Consider the following 20,430-nt stretch of genomic DNA (forward strand, 5'->3'; position numbering starts at 1 on the left):
TACGTCCGCCCCAGCGCTGCCTTACGGCAGTTAGGGCGACGAGTACTGTGGGACTCGCTTCCGGTCCTCCCGGCGGGAGGCGCGCAGCATCAACACTCGACCGAGCAACTCGGACAGTCTGCCATATGGGGCAGGGGGCTGGCCAATCGAGCCGGAGAGAATACCCCGAGGGTGACGTAGGTCAAACCCGGGCCGCGGACGGACGCGCTGACGGGCCCGCAACCTCAGCGGACCCGTCAGTCACACCAGCATCAGACCACCCGGGTCTGCGTCAGCTCTCCGCTCCTCCCGGACGCGGTCCCGCGAGCTGACCCGTGAGCGGCTCGGAAGGCTTCTGCGGGGCGAGAAGGTGGAGCGCATCCCGGAGCAGCGTGCTGGAGGTGTGCTCGGTGTAGGGGAAGTAGACGACCTCCACCCCCACTCTCGCGAATTCGGTTTCGAGCGTCGTCCAGACGTCCGTGCCGAGCCAGTCGTCGCCCTTGAAGATGACGTCGAAACCGACTTCCTTCCAGATCTCCATCTTGTCGTCCACGGTCGCGACGAAGGTCTCGTCCACGTAGCGGACACTGCGGACGATCTGCAGCCGCTCGGCGAGCGGCACGACGGGCGGCCTGCCTTTCAGGCGCACCACGAGGTCGTCCGAGCACACGCCGGCGACGAGCCGGTCGCAGTGCCCGCGGGCCCGGCGCAGGACATTCAGATGGCCCACGTGGAAGAGGTCGAAGACCCCTGGCGCGTAGCCGAGACGCTCCCTCATCAACGCCTTTCCGTCGAAGCCTTGGAAGCCTTGGAGGCCTTCGAAGGCTTGGAGGCCTTCGAGGTCTTCGCAGCCTTGTCGGCGACCGCGGTGACCGTGAGCGCCTGCGACCTGAGCGTGGTGTTCTGCCCGTCGGAGACGGCGATCGTGTACCGATGGCGCGAGCCGGGGGTGACGGTGTCCGTGTACTTCATCGTGGGCCGGTTCCACTCCTGGGACCGGCCCGTCCGCGTGGCCACCAGCACGCCGTCCCGGTAGATGAGGTACTTCAGCTCCGCGTCGTCCCGGTCCCATGCGGCACGCCAGGCGAGCGTCACCCGACCGGCGCTCTTGACCGAGGCCGTGAGCCGGGGCGGGTTCTCCGGGGTCCCCCGGTCGGGGCCGGCCCCGAAGCGCGTCAGGCTCTGCTGCGGACGGTTGTTGACGGTGGTGAACTCGCCGCCCGCCCACAGGATGCCGCCGGCCATCGCCATGGCCCGGGGGCCGTTCTGCTCGCCGATCCCCCCGTTGGTGTCGGGGAACCAGTGCAGGATGTGGCGGTTGCGGCTCGACTGGGCCAGGAAGTGCTGGCGGTTGTGGTACTCGGGGAAACCGCCGGGGGTGTCCCTGCAGTTGTGGGCGTGGGATCCGCTGTAGAGAACCCCGTTGTGCAGGGCGAGCGCCTGGGTGGCGCCCAGACAGGTGTCACGCCACACCAGCTTGCCGGTGCGGAGGCTGGCGGCGATGCGGCCGTCGAAGATGCCCGTCCCATTGCCCTCGGCCGCCACATAGAACTTCGTCTTGTCGCGGACCAGCGCCTTCACGACCGACCGGGCCGGCAGCCAGTCCGTGTACTGGGCCACCGTCTTCCCCGTGCGGGGGTGCAGGGCGACCAGCGAGGCCTCCAGGTCTTCGTTGACCAGCTGGAAGTCACCGCCGACGATGATCTTGCCGAACTCGGGCGCGGCGCTGATGGCGCGTACCGGGGCCTCGATCTCCGCCTTGAACGGCAGTAGCGCACCCCGGCGGGTGAACGCCGCGATGCGCTCCCTCTCCCGGCCGTTGACGGCCGTGAAGTCGCCTCCCAGGTAGACCGCGCTCTTCGTGACGTCGATGGCCCGTACGGTCGACGAGATCTTCGGGCGGAAGTCCTTGCGCAGCGAGCAGCCTGCCGTGTTGAGCGCGATCGCGTTGGCCGCCCTGGCCTTGCCCGCGTTGGCGAACGAGCCGCCGACGTAGAGCATCGTGCCGTCCGCGGTCGCCTTGAGCGCCCGTACGGTGTTTCCGGCGCCGGTGAAGCGGTGGGCGCACGGCAGCAGTTTGCCGGTGACGGCGTCGAAGGCCGCGAAGTTCTTGCGTGCGACCTCGCTCTGGCCGGGCTTGGCGCCCGGAGGGCGGACCGTGTTGAAGGTCCCGCCGACGTACACGACGCCGCGTGCGTACTCGATCGACCAGACGATGCCGTCGGTCTGCCAGGTCGCCAAGGGGTCGGCGGTCAGGGTCTTTTCGTCGCTGTCGGCCACCGAGGCCGAAGCGGTGACGAGCGAGGCAGCCGCGAGGAGGGCCGCGACCGAAGCCGCGGTGGCCCCCCGCTTGGTGCTTTTTCTCAGGCGCATGGAACATCCCGGGTTGCAGCAAGGACGGGTGGAAGAAGGGGAGATGGAGCGGCGGTCCCGGTTCCGGGACGGCCTCATGGGGTGCGTTCGCGCAGCACACCGACGAGTTCGTGCACTCCCAAAGCTGTACGAAATCGCCACAAACCTATACCAAATGCGCACAATCCCATGGTGATTGCGACGGCAAGTCCTACGGTCGTGTCACCTGCCAACAGCCTCACGGTGCCGACCAGCGGCACGGTGAGGCACAGGGCGACGGCAGTCGCCAGGAGGTATCCGCCGTCGATGAAGGTGAAGCCTGGGTGGCGCCGTACCAACACGGCTGCGACGACGTTCTCCACGACGGTCGCCGCCCCCCAGGACAGGGCGGCGCCGAGGACGCCGAGCCGGGGAATGGCGAGGAACCCCACCGTCAGCTGCACCGCGAACGCGACCCCGGTGACCGCCAGATGCCAGGTGCTCTTGCCCGCCATGAGCAGCACTGTCTGGGCGTTTCCCACCCCGACGTTGACCGCCGAGGCGACACAGAGCAGCACCAGCGCGCCCGCCCCCTGATCGAACTCCGGTCCGAACAGCGACAGAACGGTCCCCGGGAAACTCGTGAGCAGGGCGAGCAGCGGCCAGGAGAACAGCACGATCCAGCGCGTCGAGACACGGTGCAGATGGGAGGCCTGCGGAAGGTCGCCCAGGGCGAGGAGACGGCTGATCTCCGGAGCCACGGCCAGCCGGATGGCGAGTTGGAGGAGCGTCGCCGCGATGACCACGCGTCCGACCGCGGTGTAGATACCGGCCTCTTCGCTCGTCGCCAGGGAGGACAGCAGGACGACTCCCAGCCAGACCGCGCTGATGTCGAAGACGGACGAGATCGCCCGGGGTGCGGCGAACGCCCAGAACCCGCGCCTGGTGGCGGCCTCCTGTACGGCGGTCTCCGGTCCGCAGACATGTTCCGAACTCCTGCGACGGCACCTGCGCAGCGCGAACCAGGCGAAGAGGAAACCGGCCAGCGAGGGCACGAGCCAGGCGGCGGCCAGCGTCAGCACGCCCGGGGCGAGCAGCAGGACCGGTACGGCGATCAGCACGCGCAGTACCGGCTTCCCGATCTGCTCGACACCGACGTACGGGATCACGGTGCCGTGCCCCTGGGTGGCGCCCAGCAGGATCAGGGTGACCGTGGCCAGAGGGAGGAACACGGCGAACAGCCGGACCAGGGTCACCGCGTCCCCCGGGGCCAGACTCGGCAGCAGCGCGGTGGCCGTGCCGGGCGACAGGAAGAGCAGTGCGGCGGCCGTGGTGCTCGCCAGGGCTCCCGGCACGACCGCGCTGCGCAGCAGTGCGCCCACCTTGCGGCCGCCGGTGATGGCCAGGTCACCGGGGACGAAGCGCACCAGCCCGGTGTCGGCGCCGAGCTTGCAGGTGTTGCACAGGATGGTGAAGGCGGCGACGCCGGTGAACACCGCTCCGGCCCCGTACGCCCCGAGCCCTCGGGTGACCAGGGCGACCAGGACGTACCCGAAGACCGCGTTGACCGCCGAGCCCAGGAAGCCCCACCAACCGCCGCGTGCGGTGGCGGCGACCCCGGACCGGACGGTCGACCGGGCGGTGGCCGGGACGGTCGTACCGGAGGTGCTCACCGGGAGGTGGTGAGCGTGTCGTCCGGCACCGGAGCGGTCGGCTGCTCCCTGGTGTCGCCGACCGGCGCGGGCGAGGTCGTGGACACATTCCGACCCCTCATGCGACGCAGCAGGTCACTGTCTACGAGATGCCGGAGCAAGCTGCGCTGTGGGCCGTTGTGGAGCGCCGCGCCCACGATGTTCCCTCCCGAGCAGCCGACCACCTCCCGCAGCCGCTTGAGGTCGTCGCGCCTGATGTCAGCCAGAGCTCCCACCACGAGAACGCCGTCCACACGTTGGGTGAGCGCGAGAGCGTCGGCATGTTCCAGCGGAGAGGGGGTCAGGAAGAGCGTCGTCCCCGAACCAGCGCACAGCAGGGCGCGCGCCGCCGTCGGGACCGTCGGTCCGTCGTCGCCGGGGGTACCACGATCGGCGGGGCAGAGCGTGAAGTGCCCGGCAGTGCCAGCGTCGACGACCACACCGGCCTCGGGGACGTCGGCCGACGCGGAGTCGCCGGCCGACAACGGCAGGCGTGCCACCAGGCCGGGTCTGCGCGCAGTGGCGTCCACGACTCGTACGTCGTCCCCGGACTCGGCGAGGGCCGCTGCCACATTCACGGCGACGGCGACGGCGCAGCGCTCCTGCCTCAGCGCCACGACCATGAGCGTGCCCACGGCCGTACGGCCGCCGCCCCGCAGCCGGAGGGCGAGCGTGCGGTAGGTCTCCGCGCGGCTGCCGTCGGCCCGGCCGACCTCCAACAGTTCGCCGTCGGTGTCGAGGGCCGGGAGGATGCCCAGCACCGGAGCGCCGAGGGCCCCTTGGACCTCGGCGACAGAACGTGCCCGTGGTTCGAGGGCGGCTCGCAGCCAGGCGAGTACGACGCCCAGGACGAGACCACCGATGAGGCCGAGCGCGATGAGCCAGGCGGGGCCTGGTCCCGAGGGCCTCGTCGAGGGCTCGGCTCGGCGGACGATGTCGCCACCGGAGGTGTCGTACGCCCTGATGTCCGAGACACGCTTCTGCAGAATGCCGATCTGTTGCTGAACGCCTGTCGTGCCGACGGCGGACCCGGCGGACTTCTTCGCGCTGATGCGTTTGGTGAGCTCCGTGAGCTGAAGCTCCAGCCCGGCGATCATCCGCGTGATCATGGACTTGGACCGGTCCTGGCGATCGGCGAGGTAGGCCTCCGCGAACGCGTTGCTCACCCGGGCCGCGCCCTGCGCCGTGCCCGACGTGTACTCGAACCGGAGCATCTGGGTGTCCCGGGGATTCGTCACGCGCAGGTCCGTCAGCAGCGCATCGGCTCGAGAGGGTTGCCGCAATGCCGTCGCCGCCCGTGCGGCGACCGTCGCGCTGAGCGCGATATGCCGCTCCGTGCCCATGCTCAGTTGATTGTCGACGGCCACCGCGGACGTACTGAAGGGGTCCGTGCGCGGGCGGACGAGCACCTCGCTGGTGGAGGTGTAGTCGCCCGCGCGCAGCAGGACCAGGAGCAGTGCGCCGAGCAGCCCGAGGAGCACGCCCAGCGCGATGGTCGCGCGGTACCTGAGCAGCAGGCGCACCTGGTCGCGAAGCCGGTCGGGGTCGTCGTATCGATCGTCGAGGCCGGCGGGGCTGGTCACGAATGCCTCCTGTGTCCGGGGATGAGTGCGTGGCTCGTGGTCGTGGGCTGCCGCCCCGGTGACGGCGACCGGTATGGCCCGGCGGCGCGGCTGGTGATGAAAAGCGGCACGGTCAGGAGCAGCAGCAGGGGCCCGACGATCGCCATGAGACTGCCACGCAGGAAGATCAGCTGATAAAAGGCGAAAGCGGGGACCAGCAGTACCGCCAACGTGCGCCGGCGGTGCCGCAGCCTCTCCCGAACATCGTCCATCCGCCGTCCTGCCGCGCCCAGCAGACAGAAGACCGCGACGACACACGGAGCACCGCCCCACAAGTAGCTCTCGATCCACAGCGGAGCGGAAAGATTGTGGAAGTCGTATCCCGCATACTGGGCGAGTTCGATACCCGTGGCCTGTGGTTTGTCGGGCCACATGGAGCGGGGCACCATGAACAGGATGAGGCCGAGCACCGCCGACGGTGAGAAGCCGTTTTCCTGCACATAGTCGATGCCGGTCTGCATTTGCTGAAATGCGTCGTAGTCCATGCTGGTACTGAACTGCTCTGCCAGCGGCACGACTTGCACCACTTCACGTTCGTCGTAACGGAAGTAGTCGCTGTACGGGAAAGCGAACAGCACCACGGCAGTGATCGCTGCGGCGACGACGCGAAAGGCTCGCGGGGTACTGAAGCGACGCCAGGAGAAAAGCAGGACCAGAAGGACGGTGCCGGCCCAGAAACGCGGCCTGCTGATCGGGTTGTTGACGATCACGTTGAGCACGAGAAGGCTCGGGAGCACTGCCCAATGGATTGCCCGCAGCAGCCGGTCCCTTTGAGGCGGGCGGGGCAGCTGGACCAGAGCCGCAAGGGCCAAGAAGGCGGGTACGGCGAGGGCCCAGATGCGCAGCGCATGGGTGGCGTCCGCTTCGGCACGCGACTGCCAGAGAGCCTGCCTGCTGGTGAAGAAGGCTCGCAGCCCGCCTTCCTGCCCGGGAATCAACACGACCGCGAGGGCGAGCGACAGGCAGCACAGCAGGAGTACGGGCAGCGGCGAGAGTCTGCGGGACAGCAGTGGCGCGAACACGACCGAGCTGCCGCCGTTGCGTCCGGAGGAAAGTGCCGCCCCCGCGCTGTAGGCGAGGAGCCCGAGTTCGGTCAGCGTGGCGGCCGCGAAAGCGGTCGTCTCACCGGTGCGGTATTCAAGCGGGTAGGAATCGGTGGCGAGCATCGCGAGCGGCGCCAGCCCGAGCCACACATAGGCGAAGAGCCAGAACCCGAAAGCGACGAGACGCACCGACGCATCGGTGAGCACTCTGGTGAGTCCCCCTCCGGCGTGCGCCACGACGACGCACTGAACGGCGAGAGCCAGCCCGAATCGCGTATCAATGGACAGAAGGATCAGCGCCGGCAGAAGGACGACGAGCACCAAGGCCCAGACGCACACCGCAGCCATGCAACGGACCTGGCTGTCCCGCACCTGAATCCCCTCATCGATGCCATCATTGGATGAATCAACAGCAATCGATTTATAGCCTAGACCCAGAACATATGAGGCGATATTGCCCAGCGTTTCCTGCGGTGAATTCCTGTACGCGTGTCGTATTTTATTTAAATGACCGATATGCTTTCCGGCTGCCGCGTCCTCCTGGTGTCGACCAACTACGCCCCCGAGCACGCCGGAATCGCGCCCTACGCGACTCTGACCGCGGAACACCTCGCCGCCAGCGGCGCTGACGTCAACGTCCTGGCGGGCATGCCGCACTATCCGGGCTGGCGGGTGCACGCCGACTACCGTGGACGCTGGCGCATGGTGGAGAGCCGGGGAGGTGTTCGGGTCCATCGCCGCCGCAGCTTCGTTCCCACGCGTCAGACCGCGCTGCTCAGGGCGGCCTACGAGGCCGGCTTCCTGGCGCATGGCTGGATTCGGCCGCCAGCCACACGGCCGGACCTGGTACTGAGTCAGATGCCCACCCTCGCGGGCGGCGTCATCGGCGGCCGGATCGCCCGTCGCCACCGGGTGCCGCACGTGGTCGTGGTGCAGGACCTCATGAGCGCGGCAGCCACACAGAGCGGGATCAGGGGCGGCGGCCGCGTGGCATCGGTCGTGGCCGGAGTGGAGTCGAGGATCCTGCGCACAGCGGCCCTGATCGGCGTGGTGCACGAGTCGTTCGTGGACCGTGTCACCGCCATGGGTGTGCCTGGCTCGCGCGTCAGGGTGGTCCCCAACTGGAGCCATGTGACGCCTCCTGCTGGCGACCGCCGAGCGGTACGAGCGCGACTCGGCTGGCGTGACGAGGAGTTCGTCCTGCTGCACGCGGGGAACATGGGCCTGAAGCAGGGGCTGGAGATCCTGGTCGAGACGGCCCGCATCGCGGCCCGCGAAACCCCGCGCCTACGCATCGTCCTCATGGGCGACGGCAGCCAGCGGAGACACCTGGAGCATCTCGCCGCCGATCTGCCGAACTTGCACTTTCTCCCGCCCGCGGCCCACGCAGACTTCCCCGACGTACTGGCCGCGGCGGACGTCCTCGTGCTCACCCAGCGGGCATCCGTAGGCGACATGAGCCTGCCCTCCAAGCTGACGTCATATTTCGCGAGCGGACGGCCCACCGTTGCCTCGGTGGCCTCACAGGGCGGCACTGCCCAGGAGGTAGGCCGGTCCGGTGCCGGAGTACTCGTCCGCGCGGAGGATCCCGTCTCGCTGCACGGCTCTGTCGTGGAACTGATGCGGGATCCCGACCGATCGGCCGCGCTCGGCGCACGCGGTCCCGCCTACGTCCGGGAACGGTTGAGCCCGCAGGCCGGGCTGGCCCGTATCACCGCAGTAGTGTCCGAGGCGCTGGCCCACTCTGCGAGAGAGCCGGAAGCCCGTCGCGCCTCGGACGCACGGTGAGAGGTCAGCGCAGGGCCACGCTGGGAGCGGTGAACAACGTGGCCAGGTCCGCGGGCCCGCGGATGTCTGCTACGGCGCTGAGTTCGGCGTCAACCATCAGGCGGGCCAGTTCCGGCGCGCGCACCGTCGGGCGCCAGTCGAAAGCTCGCTCGGCCTTGGAGGCGTCTCCGACCAAGTGGTCGACCTCTGTCGGGCGCAGGTAGCGCTCGTCGAAGCGCACGTGGTTGCGCCAGTCGATGCCCACATGAGTGAAGCAGTGCTCGACGAAGTCACGCACGCTGTAGCTGGTGCCCGTGGCAATGACGTAGTCGTCCGGATCATCCTGCTGCAGCATCAGCCACATCGCCTCGACGTACTCGGCGGCGTAGCCCCAGTCCCGACGGGCTTCGAGGTTGCCGAGGTGCACCACGTCCTGCAGGCCGACCTTGATCCGGGCGGCGGCCGCGGCCACCTTACGGGTCACGAACGTGGGTCCGCGGCGCGGCGACTCGTGATTGAACAGAATGCCGTTGACCGCGTAGAGCCCGTACGCCTCCCGGTAATTACGAGTGACCCAGTACGCGTACACCTTTGCCGCGCCGTAAGGTGAGCGCGGATGGAAAGAGGTGAGTTCGTTCTGAGGCGGCGGTGCGGCGCCGAACATCTCCGAGCTGGAAGCCTGGTAGAAGCGGCAGGGAAGTTTCGTGCTCCTGATGGCTTCCAACAGCCGCGTCGTACCCAGTCCGGTGGTGTCCCCAGTGAATTCGGGTTCGTCGAACGACACCCGGACATGCGACTGGGCCGCAAGGTGGTACACCTCGTCGGGCTGAACCTGCTCCAGCAGACTCGCCAGCCGGGTCCCGTCGGTGAGGTCGCCGTAATGCAGGAAGAGGCGAGCGTCGGGGTCGTGCGGATCTCGGTAGAGGTGGTCGATGCGCTGGGTGTTGAAGGTGGAGGCGCGGCGGATGATTCCGTGCACCCGGTAGCCCTTTTCCAGAAGCAGCTCCGCGAGGTACGAGCCGTCCTGGCCCGTAATACCGGTGATGAGCGCCGTCTTGACAGTCACACGCACTCCTTGGCTGGCGGGGGGGGTGTGCAAAGGTGCACTGAATGCGCCTGTTCCACGGCCGGCACCCCAGCACATCGCCATATTAATGATCACTTCCGCTTTTGGAATGATGCACCGCGGCGACTCGGCCCGGCTGTTCCCGCGCATGCCTGTTTCGTCAGGTGAGTTCCCGGAACCACTTGACGAGGAATGCTGGTACGGACACCACGTGCACCGCGAGCAGAGCGACGTACAGCACCACGAAGAGTTTCTGGTTCCCCAGGAACACGAAGATCAGGCACAACAGGCCATAATCCACGGGCAGCAGAGCCACGCCACGAACAGCGGACGGCGCGTGCACCGGCCCGGCGGACACATCCCCCATTCGCCTTCGCAGCTGTTCGCTGAGGATCCCTCCGAAGAACAGCAGGACAGCGGCGAACTGGAAGACGACCGGGACCAGCAGCGCGGGACGTGGCAGGTCGAAGAAGCGGTAGAAGGAAACCAGCACCGCCACATGGATGCCCAGGAGTTTCGCGCAGTCCACCACATGGTCCAGCCACTCGCCGGACAGACTGGTCAACCGGTGCAGCCGGGCCAGCTGACCGTCCGCCGAGTCGAGCGCGAAGCCGAGCAGCAGCGCGAGCGAGACCCACTGTCCCAGCGCGTGTGAAGGCGGGAGCAGCGCCGTCGCGAACACACCGGCAAAGGTGATCAGCGCGCTGACTGCCGTCACATGGTTGGGCGAGAGCCCGATACGGTACGCCGTGGCCGCGAGCAGCCGTCCGGCCGGCCGGTTGACGAACCGTGCGTAGACGGAAACCCCCTTCGCGGGTTTCTGTGCCTTCGAGAGCTGCCGCAGCGTGCTGGAGAAGTCCATTCCCTGACCTCGTGCGTGAACGGGCGGGCGGATCACGACGTGCCGAACGCCCTCGTCGACGCCGTTGGGTGGCTGACGCGGCGGTGGGACATGGACGGCCGTCCGAGAAGGGAACCCATGCCCAGAACGTAGGCGCCTCGGCCTACTTCACCTGATCCGACCAGCGGGATTGTCACGGTATCCATCCGAACGGCCGCAAGACCCTCGCGGCGGCCCCTCGGTCACATGCCCCGATAGATCGCCTCCAGCCGATCCGTCACCGCGTGGACGGAGAACGCCTCCGCGACGGCGCGATGCCCCGCTTCCACGAGAGCGTCCCGCCTGGTGTCGTCGGCCAGCACCCCGCACACCGCGTCGGCCATCTCCCGGGGACTGCCGTCGGTGACCATCGCCGCCCCCCGGCGAGCCAACTCGTCCGCGATGCCGCAGGTGTCGGTGCACACCACCGGGGTGCCCGCCGAGAGGGCTTCGATCACGGTCATCGGGAAGGGTTCGTCAACGCTGGGCAGCACATAGACCGCTGCCTTCGCGTAGGCCCGTACCGCCTCAGCGTGCCCCAGCGCCCCGCCGTAGGTGACGATGCCGTCCAGCCCATGGGCGGCGATCAGTCGGCGCACCGCCGGCAACACCCCTTCGTCCGCCCCGTAGAGGGTGAACCGGGCGTCGGGCATCCTCCGGTGCACCAGAGCGGCCATCTCGACGAACGCCTCGGGGCGCTTGCGCGGATGCAACCTGGCGAGAAAGAGGACCTCCTTCTCGCGCCGCGCCTCCCCCACCCCGCCGCCGCGCTCGGGCCGCACCCCGTTGGGCAGGGTCACCAGCGGCGGACCGCCGGCACCGACCACCTCGGCCAGATGCCGACGCTCCTGCTCGGTGAGCACCAGACAGCCATGCGCCCGGCGCAGAAGAGGCACGTACACGCGGTCGAAGAGCCTGACAGCGGCCGCACGCCGCGGCTGCACCATGCCATGCGTCTGTGCGACGAACCGCTTGCGGCGCAGCGCGGCGACTGCGAGCGCCGCGATGGAGACAAGGTCGCGCCCTGCGTGGACGTGGACCACATCGGCCTGGCCCATGGCGGTCCACATGTCCCTGACCAGCAGCGGATGCATAAGGCCGGTGAAGCGCCCCGGGAGCAGGGAGCGGGCCGGGCGGGTGCGCAGCGGCACCGAGCCGAGGCGGGCCGGCGCCGGGGTCCTGCCGCGCCACAGGGACACCAACGTGACCTCGTGGCCCCGGTCGGCGCATTCCTCGAGCTGCCCGGCGGCCACCCTCGTCGGACCGCCGTACGCTCCGTCGTCGCTGACGAGCGTCACGACATGCACGACCCTCATGCCCCACCTCCACTGGTGACGATCTCGCCCGGAGCGAGGTCGCTGTGGGCGACCGCGGAGGCCCCCACCACCGCGCCACGGCCGACGGTCACGCCACGCAGGACGACGGCCCGCGCCGCGACCCACGCTCCGGACTCCAGACGGATGGGCCCGTTGTCGAACTCGAAGGTGGGGCTGCGGGGTTGATGGCTTCCCGTGCAGAGCAACGCCCCCTGCGAGACACACACATCGCTGCCGATCGTGATCTGCCGCAGGTTCAGCAACCAGGCACCCTCACCGATCCACACGTCGTCGCCGACGGACAGCCGCCAGGGCCAGTGCACCCGCACACCGTGCCGAATCAGCACCCGCCGCCCGATCCGCGCGCCGAAGGCCCGCAGCACAGCCGGCCGCCAGCGAGCCGGAAACCACCACTTGAGGAACACGAGGTGGAGTACGGCGAACCAGGCCGCCTGGACGAGCAGGGGCCGCCCCTTGTCGTAGCCCACCCCCGTGAATCCCCGTAGGGAACGTCCGACGACGGCTCTGTGGTCGGACTCGCCTGGACAGATGCCCGTGTCGGGCGACGCTGTGGCTTCTGCCATGGCGCGAACCCTCCAATCTGATGATATATCCAATAATGCAGATTTACAGGCATTTTCACTGCAACTCAGCATATAAGGGCGTGTTGCTGGCAGACTTGACCGCATGGAAGATCTGCTCGCCACGCCCGCCCGTGTGTACGTCGCCGGCCACCGAGGACTCGTCGGTGCCGCCGTGGCCCGGTGCCTGGTGTCACACGGGCATGAGGTCCTCGTCCGGACCCGGTCCGAACTGGACCTTCGCGACGCGAACGCCACCGCCGCCTTTCTCCGCGACACCCGGCCGGACGCTGTCGTCCTGGCCGCTGCCAGAGTCGGCGGCATCATGGCCAACAGCACCCACCCGGTGCCGTTCATCGAAGACAACCTTCGGATCCAGCTGAGCGTGATCTCGGCGGCGTACGCCGCCGGGGTGCGCCGTCTGTTGTTCCTGGGATCCTCCTGCATCTACCCCAAGCTCGCGCAGCAGCCGATCCAGGAAGAGGCCCTGCTCACGGGGCCTCTGGAGCCGACCAACGAGCCGTACGCACTTGCCAAGATCGCGGGCATCGTCCAGGTGCGGTCCTATCGGCGGCAGTACGGCGCCTCATACATCTGCGCGATGCCGACCAATCTCTACGGTCCCGGTGACAACTTCGACCTGGAGTCCTCACACGTCCTGCCGGCCCTCATCCGCCGCTTCCACGAAGCGAAGCGGGACGGCCTCGACGAAGTGGTCCTGTGGGGAAGCGGCTCTCCCCGCCGGGAGTTTCTGCACGTCGACGACCTCGCCGACGCCTGCGTGACGCTGCTGCGCCGCTACGACGGCGACATGCCCGTCAACGTCGGATGCGGGGATGACCTGACGATCCGTGAACTGGCCCGCCTCGTGGGGGAGGTCGTCGGCTACCAGGGCCGGTCCACCTTCGACACGACGAAGCCGGACGGCACGCCGCGCAAATTGCTGGACATCTCCCGTATGACGGCGCTCGGTTGGGAGCCGAGGATTGCTCTGCGAGATGGAATCGGGTCCACCTACGCTTCATGGCTGAGCTCAGGTCAGTCTCGCTCGGCGGTCGGCGCTGAGTCTCAGTAGGCGCCACGTCCATCAAGCACGGCACGCACCGTGCGGGCCAGGACCGTCATGTCCCAGGCCAACGACCAGTTGTCGACGTACCGCAGATCGAGCGAGACGGTCTCGTGCCAGGACAGATCGGATCTGCCGCTCACCTGCCACAGGCCCGTGAGACCGGGTTTGACACTCAGTCGGCGCATCTCCACCTGGTCGTACCGCGCGACTTCCTCGGGCAGTGGCGGGCGGGGTCCCACCAGCGACATGTGACCGAGGAGGACATTGGCCAACTGGGGCAGTTCGTCGAGGGAGTAGCGGCGCAGAAACCGCCCGACGGACGTGACGCGTGGATCGCAGCGCAGCTTGAACATATGGCCGTCGTGTTCGTTCGCCGGCGCCAGGTCGGCCTTCATCCGGTCCGCCTCCACGACCATGGTTCGGAACTTCCACATGGGAAAGAGCGTCCCGTTCCGGCCGACGCGGACCTGGCGATAGATGACCGGCCCCGGCGAACTCATGCGCACGGCGAAGGCCAGAGTGGCGAACAGCGGAGCCAGCGCCATGAGCAGGACGAGCGAGCCCGCCCGATCCGTGGCGGCCTTCAGTAGCGTCGCCAGACCACGACGCGTCGGTGGTGAGATGTCCAGCAGGGTGAGCCCGGCAGCCGAGGTGATCCGGACCCGGCGCCGAGCCACTTCCACCATGCCGGGCAACACCATCAGCCGGCGGCCCCGGTCGTGCAGCGCCCAGGACAACCGGCGAAGCCGGTCCCCGCTCATGGACCTGCCCGTGCAGGCGAAGACCAGGTCGGCACCGAGCGCCTCAGCCGCTCGCGCCACGGGCGCGGCATCCTCGTCCGGCGCGGTCGGTCCGCCGGACGGCAGCCGGGCCGACACAGGCACACCTGACAACACGTCACCCTCGCCCAACACGCAGGCTCCGACCACCACGTAGCCGTGGTCCGTGCGCTCGGCGAGCTGCGCGACCACGGCGTCCACAGCCCCGGCCTCACCGATCACGAGGACGCGTCGAAGCCCTCGGGCGCGTCGACGCACGACCAGGATGTGGCGGTGGATCGCCTTGCGGCAGACCACGGTGACCGCCAACGACGGACACAACGCGGCAAGAACCGCCGCGGGTGCGTCGCCGACCCCGGATACGGTACGCAGCGCAGCCAGGGCTCCGAGCAGCACCAGCCAGTCCCGCACAACCGGCCCGATCGGGGCGCCTTCGTCCCAGGTCCAGGGTGCGTAGCGAGTGGAGGCGAGGCCCACGAGCACCCAGAGGATCGTGATTGCCACCGCCTGGTGCATGGGGTGGGCTGCACCGATCGCGGAGAAGGCCACCGCCGTCGGCAGCGCCATCCCCACCGCGTCGACACCGACCGCGACCGGTGCGTACCACCCGTCCGCGGTGCCTTTACGCATGGTCGTCCGGTGCGGTGTGAGGGGAACCGCCTGCCCTGACACCGCGCCTGTGGACTGCCGCATGGTTCTCCCTGTTACCCCGGCCCTCGGCGAAGACATGGGCGTGGCTGCGTCGGAGGAGCAGCTCACGCCCTACAGAAGGGTTATATCAGCATTTTTTTCATGAATGTCCTACTTACATGCAGTACGTTCGGGTGTTGCGAATCTCGTCCGCACGCCGGTGCGCTCGGCCTTTCCGGTGCTCCGGAACCCGGTCGGCCTAGGAAGAGGAATCCCTGGAGAGCGGCGCCGGTCGGATTGTGCAAATGATCAGATGCCCGGCGGCGGATGCGAGTCATCACTCGAATCGCTGATGGAACAGAGCGCGAGGGTCCGCAAGGGCGAGATCCGGTACACCCAGACAAGAAGGAGTACTCGTCGTGCGAGTAACCACTCGAGCAACTACCCGGTCGACACGAGCGAGATGGGGAGCGCGGTGCGTCGGCCTCGGCCTGACCACGGCACTCGCGGTCACCTTCGGGGCCGGTCCCGCGGCGGCCCAAACGGCGGGGGAGCCGAGCGCAGCAGGCGTGCAGCCCACGCTGTGGGCAGGCAACCTGTTCTGCGACGACTTCGACGGGGATCCACGGCCACTGGTGAACTTCGACATCCAGAGGACTTCGGAGACGAACGACCAGACAGGGGAACTTGAACCCAACCCGATCGTCCTGCCTGACGACTCCACAGTCACCTTCGTGCTCGAGGACAACGAGGAAGGGGAACCGATCGAGGTCGACTTCGACATCAGCCCGGACAGCCAGTACGCAGCGGTCGCCGTCCTTGTCAAGGGAGGTCCTAACACGAACCTCTTCGACTACCAGCCCAGCGGTGGCATCGCAGCCGACGAGGATCTCCATGCCCAGGTCCAGGACAACGGGAACCTGGCCGGCATCAGCCACGTCACGATCTGCTTCGGCCCGGCGAGCGGCAGCTGAGGCAAAACCTCACCACGGTCGCGACGTCCGGAATGGGGGCACGACCGGCATTCCCTGCGGCAAGTGGGCCTGAACCCGAGCCCATCGTCAACTGCGTGATCCTCGTTGATTCGTAGCTTGCCGCCAGACATGGGGCCTAGGACCTCCTGGGCCCCATACGTCTGAGTTGACCCCTTGCCCTCAACGCGCCTTCCACTTTCTACGTCCGCCAGATGGGGTGGCAGACGCAAGGGGCCCGCACGACCAAAGTCGTACGGGCCCCTCAGGAGCTCGCGCTGGAGCTACCAGGTCAAACCAACAAGACTACTTGTTGATCTTGGTGACCTGGCCGGCGCCGACCGTCCGGCCACCCTCACGGATGGCGAACTTCAGGCCCTCTTCCATGGCGACGGGCTGGATGAGCTCCACCTTCATCTCGGTGTTGTCACCCGGCATGACCATCTCGGTGCCCTCGGGGAGGGTCACAACGCCGGTCACGTCCGTCGTACGGAAGTAGAACTGCGGACGGTAGTTGTTGAAGAACGGCGTGTGGCGGCCACCCTCGTCCTTGGACAGGATGTAGGCCTGGGCCTCGAACTCGGTGTGCGGCGTAACCGAACCGGGCTTGATGATGACCTGGCCGCGCTCGACGTCCTCGCGCTTGATGCCACGGAGCAGCAGACCGACGTTCTCACCGGCCTGGCCCTCGTCGAGCAGCTTGCGGAACATCTCGATGCCGGTGACCGTGGTGGTGGTCTTCTCCTGCTTGATGCCCACGATGTCAACGGTCTCGTTGACCTTCAGGACACCACGCTCGATACGGCCGGTGACGACCGTACCGCGACCGGTGATCGTGAAGACGTCCTCGATCGGCATCAGGAACGGCTTGTCGACGTCACGCTCGGGCTGCGGGATGTTCTCGTCCACGGCCTTCATGAGCTCGAGGACGGTGTTGCCCCACTCCTTGTCGCCCTCAAGGGCCTTGAGCGCCGAGACCTTGACGACCGGCAGGTCGTCGCCCGGGAACTCGTACTCGGAGAGCAGCTCACGAACCTCGAGCTCGACGAGCTCCAGGATCTCCTCGTCGTCCACCATGTCGGCCTTGTTCAGGGCGACGACGATGTACGGAACGCCGACCTGGCGGGCCAGGAGCACGTGCTCCTTGGTCTGCGGCATCGGGCCGTCGGTGGCGGCGACCACGAGGATGGCGCCGTCCATCTGGGCAGCACCGGTGATCATGTTCTTGATGTAGTCCGCGTGACCGGGGCAGTCGACGTGGGCGTAGTGACGCGTCTCGGTCTGGTACTCGACGTGCGCGATGGAGATGGTGATACCGCGCTGGCGCTCCTCGGGAGCCTTGTCGATCTGGTCGAAGGCCGAGGCCTCGTTCAGGTCCGGGTACGCGTCGTGCAGCACCTTGGTAATGGCGGCCGTAAGGGTCGTCTTACCGTGGTCGATGTGACCGATGGTGCCGATGTTGACGTGGGGCTTAGTCCGCTCGAACTTCGCCTTCGCCACGGGGTCCTCCTGTGGAGTGGTTCTGAACGCCTTGCTTCATCGGCGCCAGGTGATCTTTGCTGGAAAGCCCGGGCCTCGGGGCAAACATCCGTGTTTGCGGGTGTTTGCCCCTCAAGGCTCCGGAGTCAAGCCTAAAGCGTGTGAACGCGGTGCGTTACTCGCCCTTGGCCTTCGCGATGATCTCCTCGGCGACGTTCCGCGGAACCTCGGCGTAGGAGTCGAACTGCATGGAGTAGCTGGCACGGCCGGACGTCTTGCTGCGCAGGTCGCCGACATAGCCGAACATCTCCGAGAGGGGCACGAGGCCCTTCACGACGCGAGCACCCGCCCGCTCCTCCATGGCCTGGATCTGGCCACGGCGGGAGTTGATGTCGCCGATGACCTCGCCCATGTAGTCCTCGGGCGTGGTGACCTCGACGGCCATCATCGGCTCAAGGAGCACAGGGCTGGCCTTGCGCGCGGCCTCCTTGAAGGCCTGCGAACCGGCGATCTTGAAGGCGAGCTCCGAGGAGTCGACCTCGTGGTAGCCACCGTCGATCAGCGTGACGCGCACGCCGGTCATCTCGTAGCCCGCGAGGATGCCGAACTGCATGGCCTCCTGCGCACCGGCGTCGACCGAAGGGATGTACTCCTTCGGGATACGACCACCGGTCACCTTGTTCACGAACTCGTACGAGGCGTCGCCGCCCTCGATCGGCTCGATCGCGATCTGCACCTTGGCGAACTGGCCGGTACCACCAGTCTGCTTCTTGTGCGTGTAGTCGACGCGCTCGACGGCCTTGCGGATCGTCTCGCGGTAGGCGACCTGCGGCTTGCCGACGTTGGCCTCGACCTTGAACTCACGGCGCATACGGTCGACCAGCACCTCGAGGTGCAGCTCGCCCATACCACCGATGATGGTCTGGCCGGTCTCCTCGTCCGAGTGGACCTGGAAGGACGGGTCCTCCTCGGCCAGGCGCTGGATCGCGACGCCCAGCTTCTCCTGGTCACCCTTCGACTTGGGCTCGATGGCGACCTGGATGACCGGCGCCGGGAAGTCCATGGACTCCAGGATGACCGGGTTCTTGTCGTCGGACAGCGTCTCACCGGTGGTGGTCTGCTTCAGGCCCATGACGGCGATGATGTCGCCGGCGCCCACCGAGTCGATCTCCTCACGCTTGTTCGCGTGCATGCGGTAGATCTTGCCGATGCGCTCCTTCTTGCCCTTGACGGAGTTCAGCACGGCGGTGCCGGACTCCAGGCGGCCCGAGTAGACCCGGACGAAGGTGAGCTTGCCGAGGTGCGGGTCGCTCATGATCTTGAACGCCAGCGCGGACAGCGGCTCGTCGTCGGACGGCTTGCGCTTGACGACCAGCTCGGGGTCCTTCACGTCGTGGCCCTCGATGGCCTCGACGTCGAGCGGGGTCGGCAGGTAGCGCACGACCGCGTCGAGCAGGGGCTGGACGCCCTTGTTCTTGAACGCGGTGCCACAGAACACCGGGGTGACCGTGGTGTCGCTGGACTTGCCGGACGCGATGGTGATGCGACGGATCGCGGCGTACAGCTGCTCCTCGGTGGGCTCCTGGCCCTCCAGGTACAGCTCCATGATCTCTTCGTCGTTCTCGGCGACGCCCTCGATCAGCTTGCCGCGGTACTCCTCGGCAGCCTCGGTGTGCGTGGCCGGGATGTCGACGACGTCGTACATCTCGCCCTTGGCGGCCTCGGCGGACCACACGAGCGCCTTCATGCGGACCAGGTCCACAACGCCCTTGAAGTCGGCCTCGGCGCCGATCGGAAGCTGCATGACGAGCGGCTGGGCGCCCAGGCGGTCCGAGATCATGTCCACGCAGCGGTGGAACTCGGCGCCGGTACGGTCCAGCTTGTTCACGAAGCAAATACGCGGCACGCCGTAACGGTCGGCCTGACGCCACACCGTCTCGGACTGCGGCTCGACACCGGCGACACCGTCGAACACCGTCACGGCACCGTCGAGCACACGCAGGGAGCGCTCCACCTCAACGGTGAAGTCGACGTGCCCCGGGGTGTCGATGATGTTGATGGTGTAGTCGTTGTCCTCGAGCGGCCAGTGACAGGTGGTCGCAGCAGACGTGATCGTGATGCCACGCTCCTGCTCCTGCTCCATCCAGTCCATCGTGGCAGCGCCGTCGTGGACCTCACCGATCTTGTAAGACACACCGGTGTAGAACAGGATCCGCTCGGTGGTGGTCGTCTTGCCCGCGTCGATGTGGGCCATGATCCCAATGTTGCGGACCTTGGCCAGGTCAAGTGAAGTGGTAGCCATAAGGCTTCAGTCTTCTCTCGGTCTCGATGTGGGTAGCGACTACCAGCGGTAGTGCGCGAAGGCCTTGTTGGACTCGGCCATCTTGTGCGTGTCCTCGCGCTTCTTGACGGCCGCACCGAGGCCGTTCGAAGCGTCGAGAAGCTCGTTGAGCAGACGCTCGGTCATGGTCTTCTCCCGACGGGCGCGGGAGTAACCGACGAGCCAGCGCAGCGCGAGCGTGTTGGCACGACCGGGCTTGACCTCGATCGGAACCTGGTACGTCGCACCACCGACACGGCGGGACTTGACCTCGAGGGTCGGCTTGATGTTCTCCAGCGCGCGCTTCAGCGTGATGATCGGGTCGTTGCCCGTCTTCTCACGCAGACCTTCCATGGCGCCGTAGACGATGCGCTCGGCGGTGGAGCGCTTGCCGTTCAGCAGCACCTTGTTGATGAGCGACGTCACCAGAGGAGAACCGTAGACCGGGTCGATGATGACCGGGCGCTTCGGGGCGGGGCCCTTACGAGGCATTTCTACTTCTCCTTCTTGGCGCCGTAGCGGGAACGGGCCTGCTTGCGGTTCTTGACACCCTGGGTGTCGAGGGAGCCACGGATGATCTTGTAGCGAACACCCGGCAGGTCCTTCACACGGCCGCCGCGCACGAGCACGATGGAGTGCTCCTGCAGGTTGTGTCCCTCACCCGGAATGTAAGCGGTGACCTCGATCCCGCTGGTCAGACGCACACGCGCGACCTTACGCAGGGCCGAGTTCGGCTTCTTCGGGGTGGTCGTGAACACACGCGTGCAGACGCCACGACGCTGAGGGGAACCCTCGAGTGCGGGCGTCTTGTTCTTCTCGACCTTGTCCTGCCGGCCCTTACGGACCAGCTGCTGGATCGTAGGCACTACTTCTCCGGTTTCTGTGTGCCGAATGGTGAAGCTAACC

General features: G+C 67.4%; 17 protein-coding genes. 3 read left to right on the top strand and 14 right to left on the bottom strand.

Going from position 1 to position 20,430, the window contains the following annotated elements; translation table 11 throughout:
* Nucleotides 1–271: 271 nt before the first annotated feature.
* The 5 genes from OHT51_RS17695 to OHT51_RS17715 form a co-directional block, all read right to left on the bottom strand.
* Complete coding sequence (locus tag OHT51_RS17695; RefSeq protein ID WP_384192082.1) at nt 272–757, bottom strand: adenylyltransferase/cytidyltransferase family protein; 486 nt, start codon at nt 755–757, stop codon at nt 272–274.
* On the bottom strand, nt 757–2,352 hold the full coding sequence (locus OHT51_RS17700) for a fibronectin type III domain-containing protein (protein WP_328879908.1): 1,596 nt from the start codon (nt 2,350–2,352) through the stop codon (nt 757–759). The genes OHT51_RS17695 and OHT51_RS17700 overlap by 1 nt, the downstream gene beginning before the upstream one ends.
* Before the next feature lie 74 nt (nt 2,353–2,426).
* The gene (locus tag OHT51_RS17705; protein ID WP_328879909.1) at nt 2,427–3,983 is read right to left on the bottom strand and encodes an oligosaccharide flippase family protein; all 1,557 of its coding nucleotides are present in this window, start codon (nt 3,981–3,983) and stop codon (nt 2,427–2,429) included.
* Nucleotides 3,980–5,584: a hypothetical protein gene (locus OHT51_RS17710; protein ID WP_328879910.1), complete on the bottom strand. Its 1,605-nt coding sequence runs from the start codon at nt 5,582–5,584 to the stop codon at nt 3,980–3,982. Before OHT51_RS17710 ends, OHT51_RS17705 begins: the two co-directional genes overlap by 4 nt.
* Complete coding sequence (locus OHT51_RS17715) at nt 5,581–7,038, bottom strand: hypothetical protein (protein ID WP_328879911.1); 1,458 nt, start codon at nt 7,036–7,038, stop codon at nt 5,581–5,583. The genes OHT51_RS17710 and OHT51_RS17715 overlap by 4 nt, the downstream gene beginning before the upstream one ends.
* 135 nt (nt 7,039–7,173) lie before the next feature.
* Here OHT51_RS17715 and OHT51_RS17720 point away from each other — a divergent pair, with 135 nt between their 5' ends.
* The gene (locus OHT51_RS17720) at nt 7,174–8,454 is read left to right on the top strand and encodes a glycosyltransferase (protein WP_328879912.1); all 1,281 of its coding nucleotides are present in this window, start codon (nt 7,174–7,176) and stop codon (nt 8,452–8,454) included.
* A 4-nt stretch (nt 8,455–8,458) separates the two neighbouring features.
* Here OHT51_RS17720 and gmd read toward each other — a convergent pair whose 3' ends face one another.
* The 4 genes from gmd to OHT51_RS17740 form a co-directional block, all read right to left on the bottom strand.
* A complete protein-coding gene (gene gmd / locus OHT51_RS17725) occupies nt 8,459–9,499 on the bottom strand; it encodes a GDP-mannose 4,6-dehydratase (protein WP_328879913.1) in 1,041 nt (346 codons plus the stop codon).
* Between the two features lie 160 nt (nt 9,500–9,659).
* Nucleotides 9,660–10,361, bottom strand: coding sequence for a CDP-alcohol phosphatidyltransferase family protein (locus OHT51_RS17730; RefSeq protein WP_328879914.1), 702 nt, complete (start codon nt 10,359–10,361; stop codon nt 9,660–9,662).
* A 221-nt stretch (nt 10,362–10,582) separates the two neighbouring features.
* Nucleotides 10,583–11,695, bottom strand: coding sequence for a glycosyltransferase (locus OHT51_RS17735; protein WP_328879915.1), 1,113 nt, complete (start codon nt 11,693–11,695; stop codon nt 10,583–10,585).
* Nucleotides 11,692–12,279, bottom strand: coding sequence for a putative colanic acid biosynthesis acetyltransferase (locus OHT51_RS17740; protein ID WP_328879916.1), 588 nt, complete (start codon nt 12,277–12,279; stop codon nt 11,692–11,694). The genes OHT51_RS17735 and OHT51_RS17740 overlap by 4 nt, the downstream gene beginning before the upstream one ends.
* Nucleotides 12,280–12,382: 103 nt before the next feature.
* Here OHT51_RS17740 and OHT51_RS17745 point away from each other — a divergent pair, with 103 nt between their 5' ends.
* On the top strand, nt 12,383–13,351 hold the full coding sequence (locus tag OHT51_RS17745) for a GDP-L-fucose synthase family protein (RefSeq protein ID WP_328879917.1): 969 nt from the start codon (nt 12,383–12,385) through the stop codon (nt 13,349–13,351).
* On the opposite strand, the gene OHT51_RS17750 is transcribed toward OHT51_RS17745, so the two are convergent.
* Nucleotides 13,345–14,754, bottom strand: a complete 1,410-nt coding sequence (locus OHT51_RS17750; protein ID WP_328879918.1) for a sugar transferase — start codon at nt 14,752–14,754, stop codon at nt 13,345–13,347. The two genes, OHT51_RS17745 and OHT51_RS17750, sit on opposite strands and share 7 nt — an antisense overlap.
* Before the next feature lie 635 nt (nt 14,755–15,389).
* On the opposite strand from OHT51_RS17750, the gene OHT51_RS17755 reads away from it, so the two are divergent.
* On the top strand, nt 15,390–15,728 hold the full coding sequence (locus tag OHT51_RS17755) for a hypothetical protein (protein WP_328879919.1): 339 nt from the start codon (nt 15,390–15,392) through the stop codon (nt 15,726–15,728).
* Nucleotides 15,729–16,031: 303 nt separating this feature from the next.
* Here OHT51_RS17755 and tuf read toward each other — a convergent pair whose 3' ends face one another.
* The 4 genes from tuf to rpsL all read right to left on the bottom strand — a co-directional run bounded on the left by tuf (nt 16,032) and on the right by rpsL (nt 20,390).
* Nucleotides 16,032–17,225 carry an elongation factor Tu gene (gene tuf / locus OHT51_RS17760; RefSeq protein ID WP_030046358.1) on the bottom strand — a complete coding sequence of 398 codons (1,194 nt, stop codon included), beginning with the start codon at nt 17,223–17,225 and terminating at the stop codon, nt 16,032–16,034.
* 154 nt (nt 17,226–17,379) lie between these two features.
* Complete coding sequence (fusA, locus tag OHT51_RS17765) at nt 17,380–19,506, bottom strand: elongation factor G (protein ID WP_190073629.1); 2,127 nt, start codon at nt 19,504–19,506, stop codon at nt 17,380–17,382.
* 39 nt (nt 19,507–19,545) lie between these two features.
* Complete coding sequence (rpsG, locus tag OHT51_RS17770) at nt 19,546–20,016, bottom strand: 30S ribosomal protein S7 (RefSeq protein ID WP_003992340.1); 471 nt, start codon at nt 20,014–20,016, stop codon at nt 19,546–19,548.
* Between the two features lie 2 nt (nt 20,017–20,018).
* The gene (gene rpsL, locus OHT51_RS17775; protein ID WP_003948652.1) at nt 20,019–20,390 is read right to left on the bottom strand and encodes a 30S ribosomal protein S12; all 372 of its coding nucleotides are present in this window, start codon (nt 20,388–20,390) and stop codon (nt 20,019–20,021) included.
* Nucleotides 20,391–20,430: the final 40 nt, after the last annotated feature.

Source organism: Streptomyces sp. NBC_00299, assembly GCF_036173045.1.
GTDB classification, from domain to species: domain Bacteria; phylum Actinomycetota; class Actinomycetes; order Streptomycetales; family Streptomycetaceae; genus Streptomyces; species Streptomyces machairae.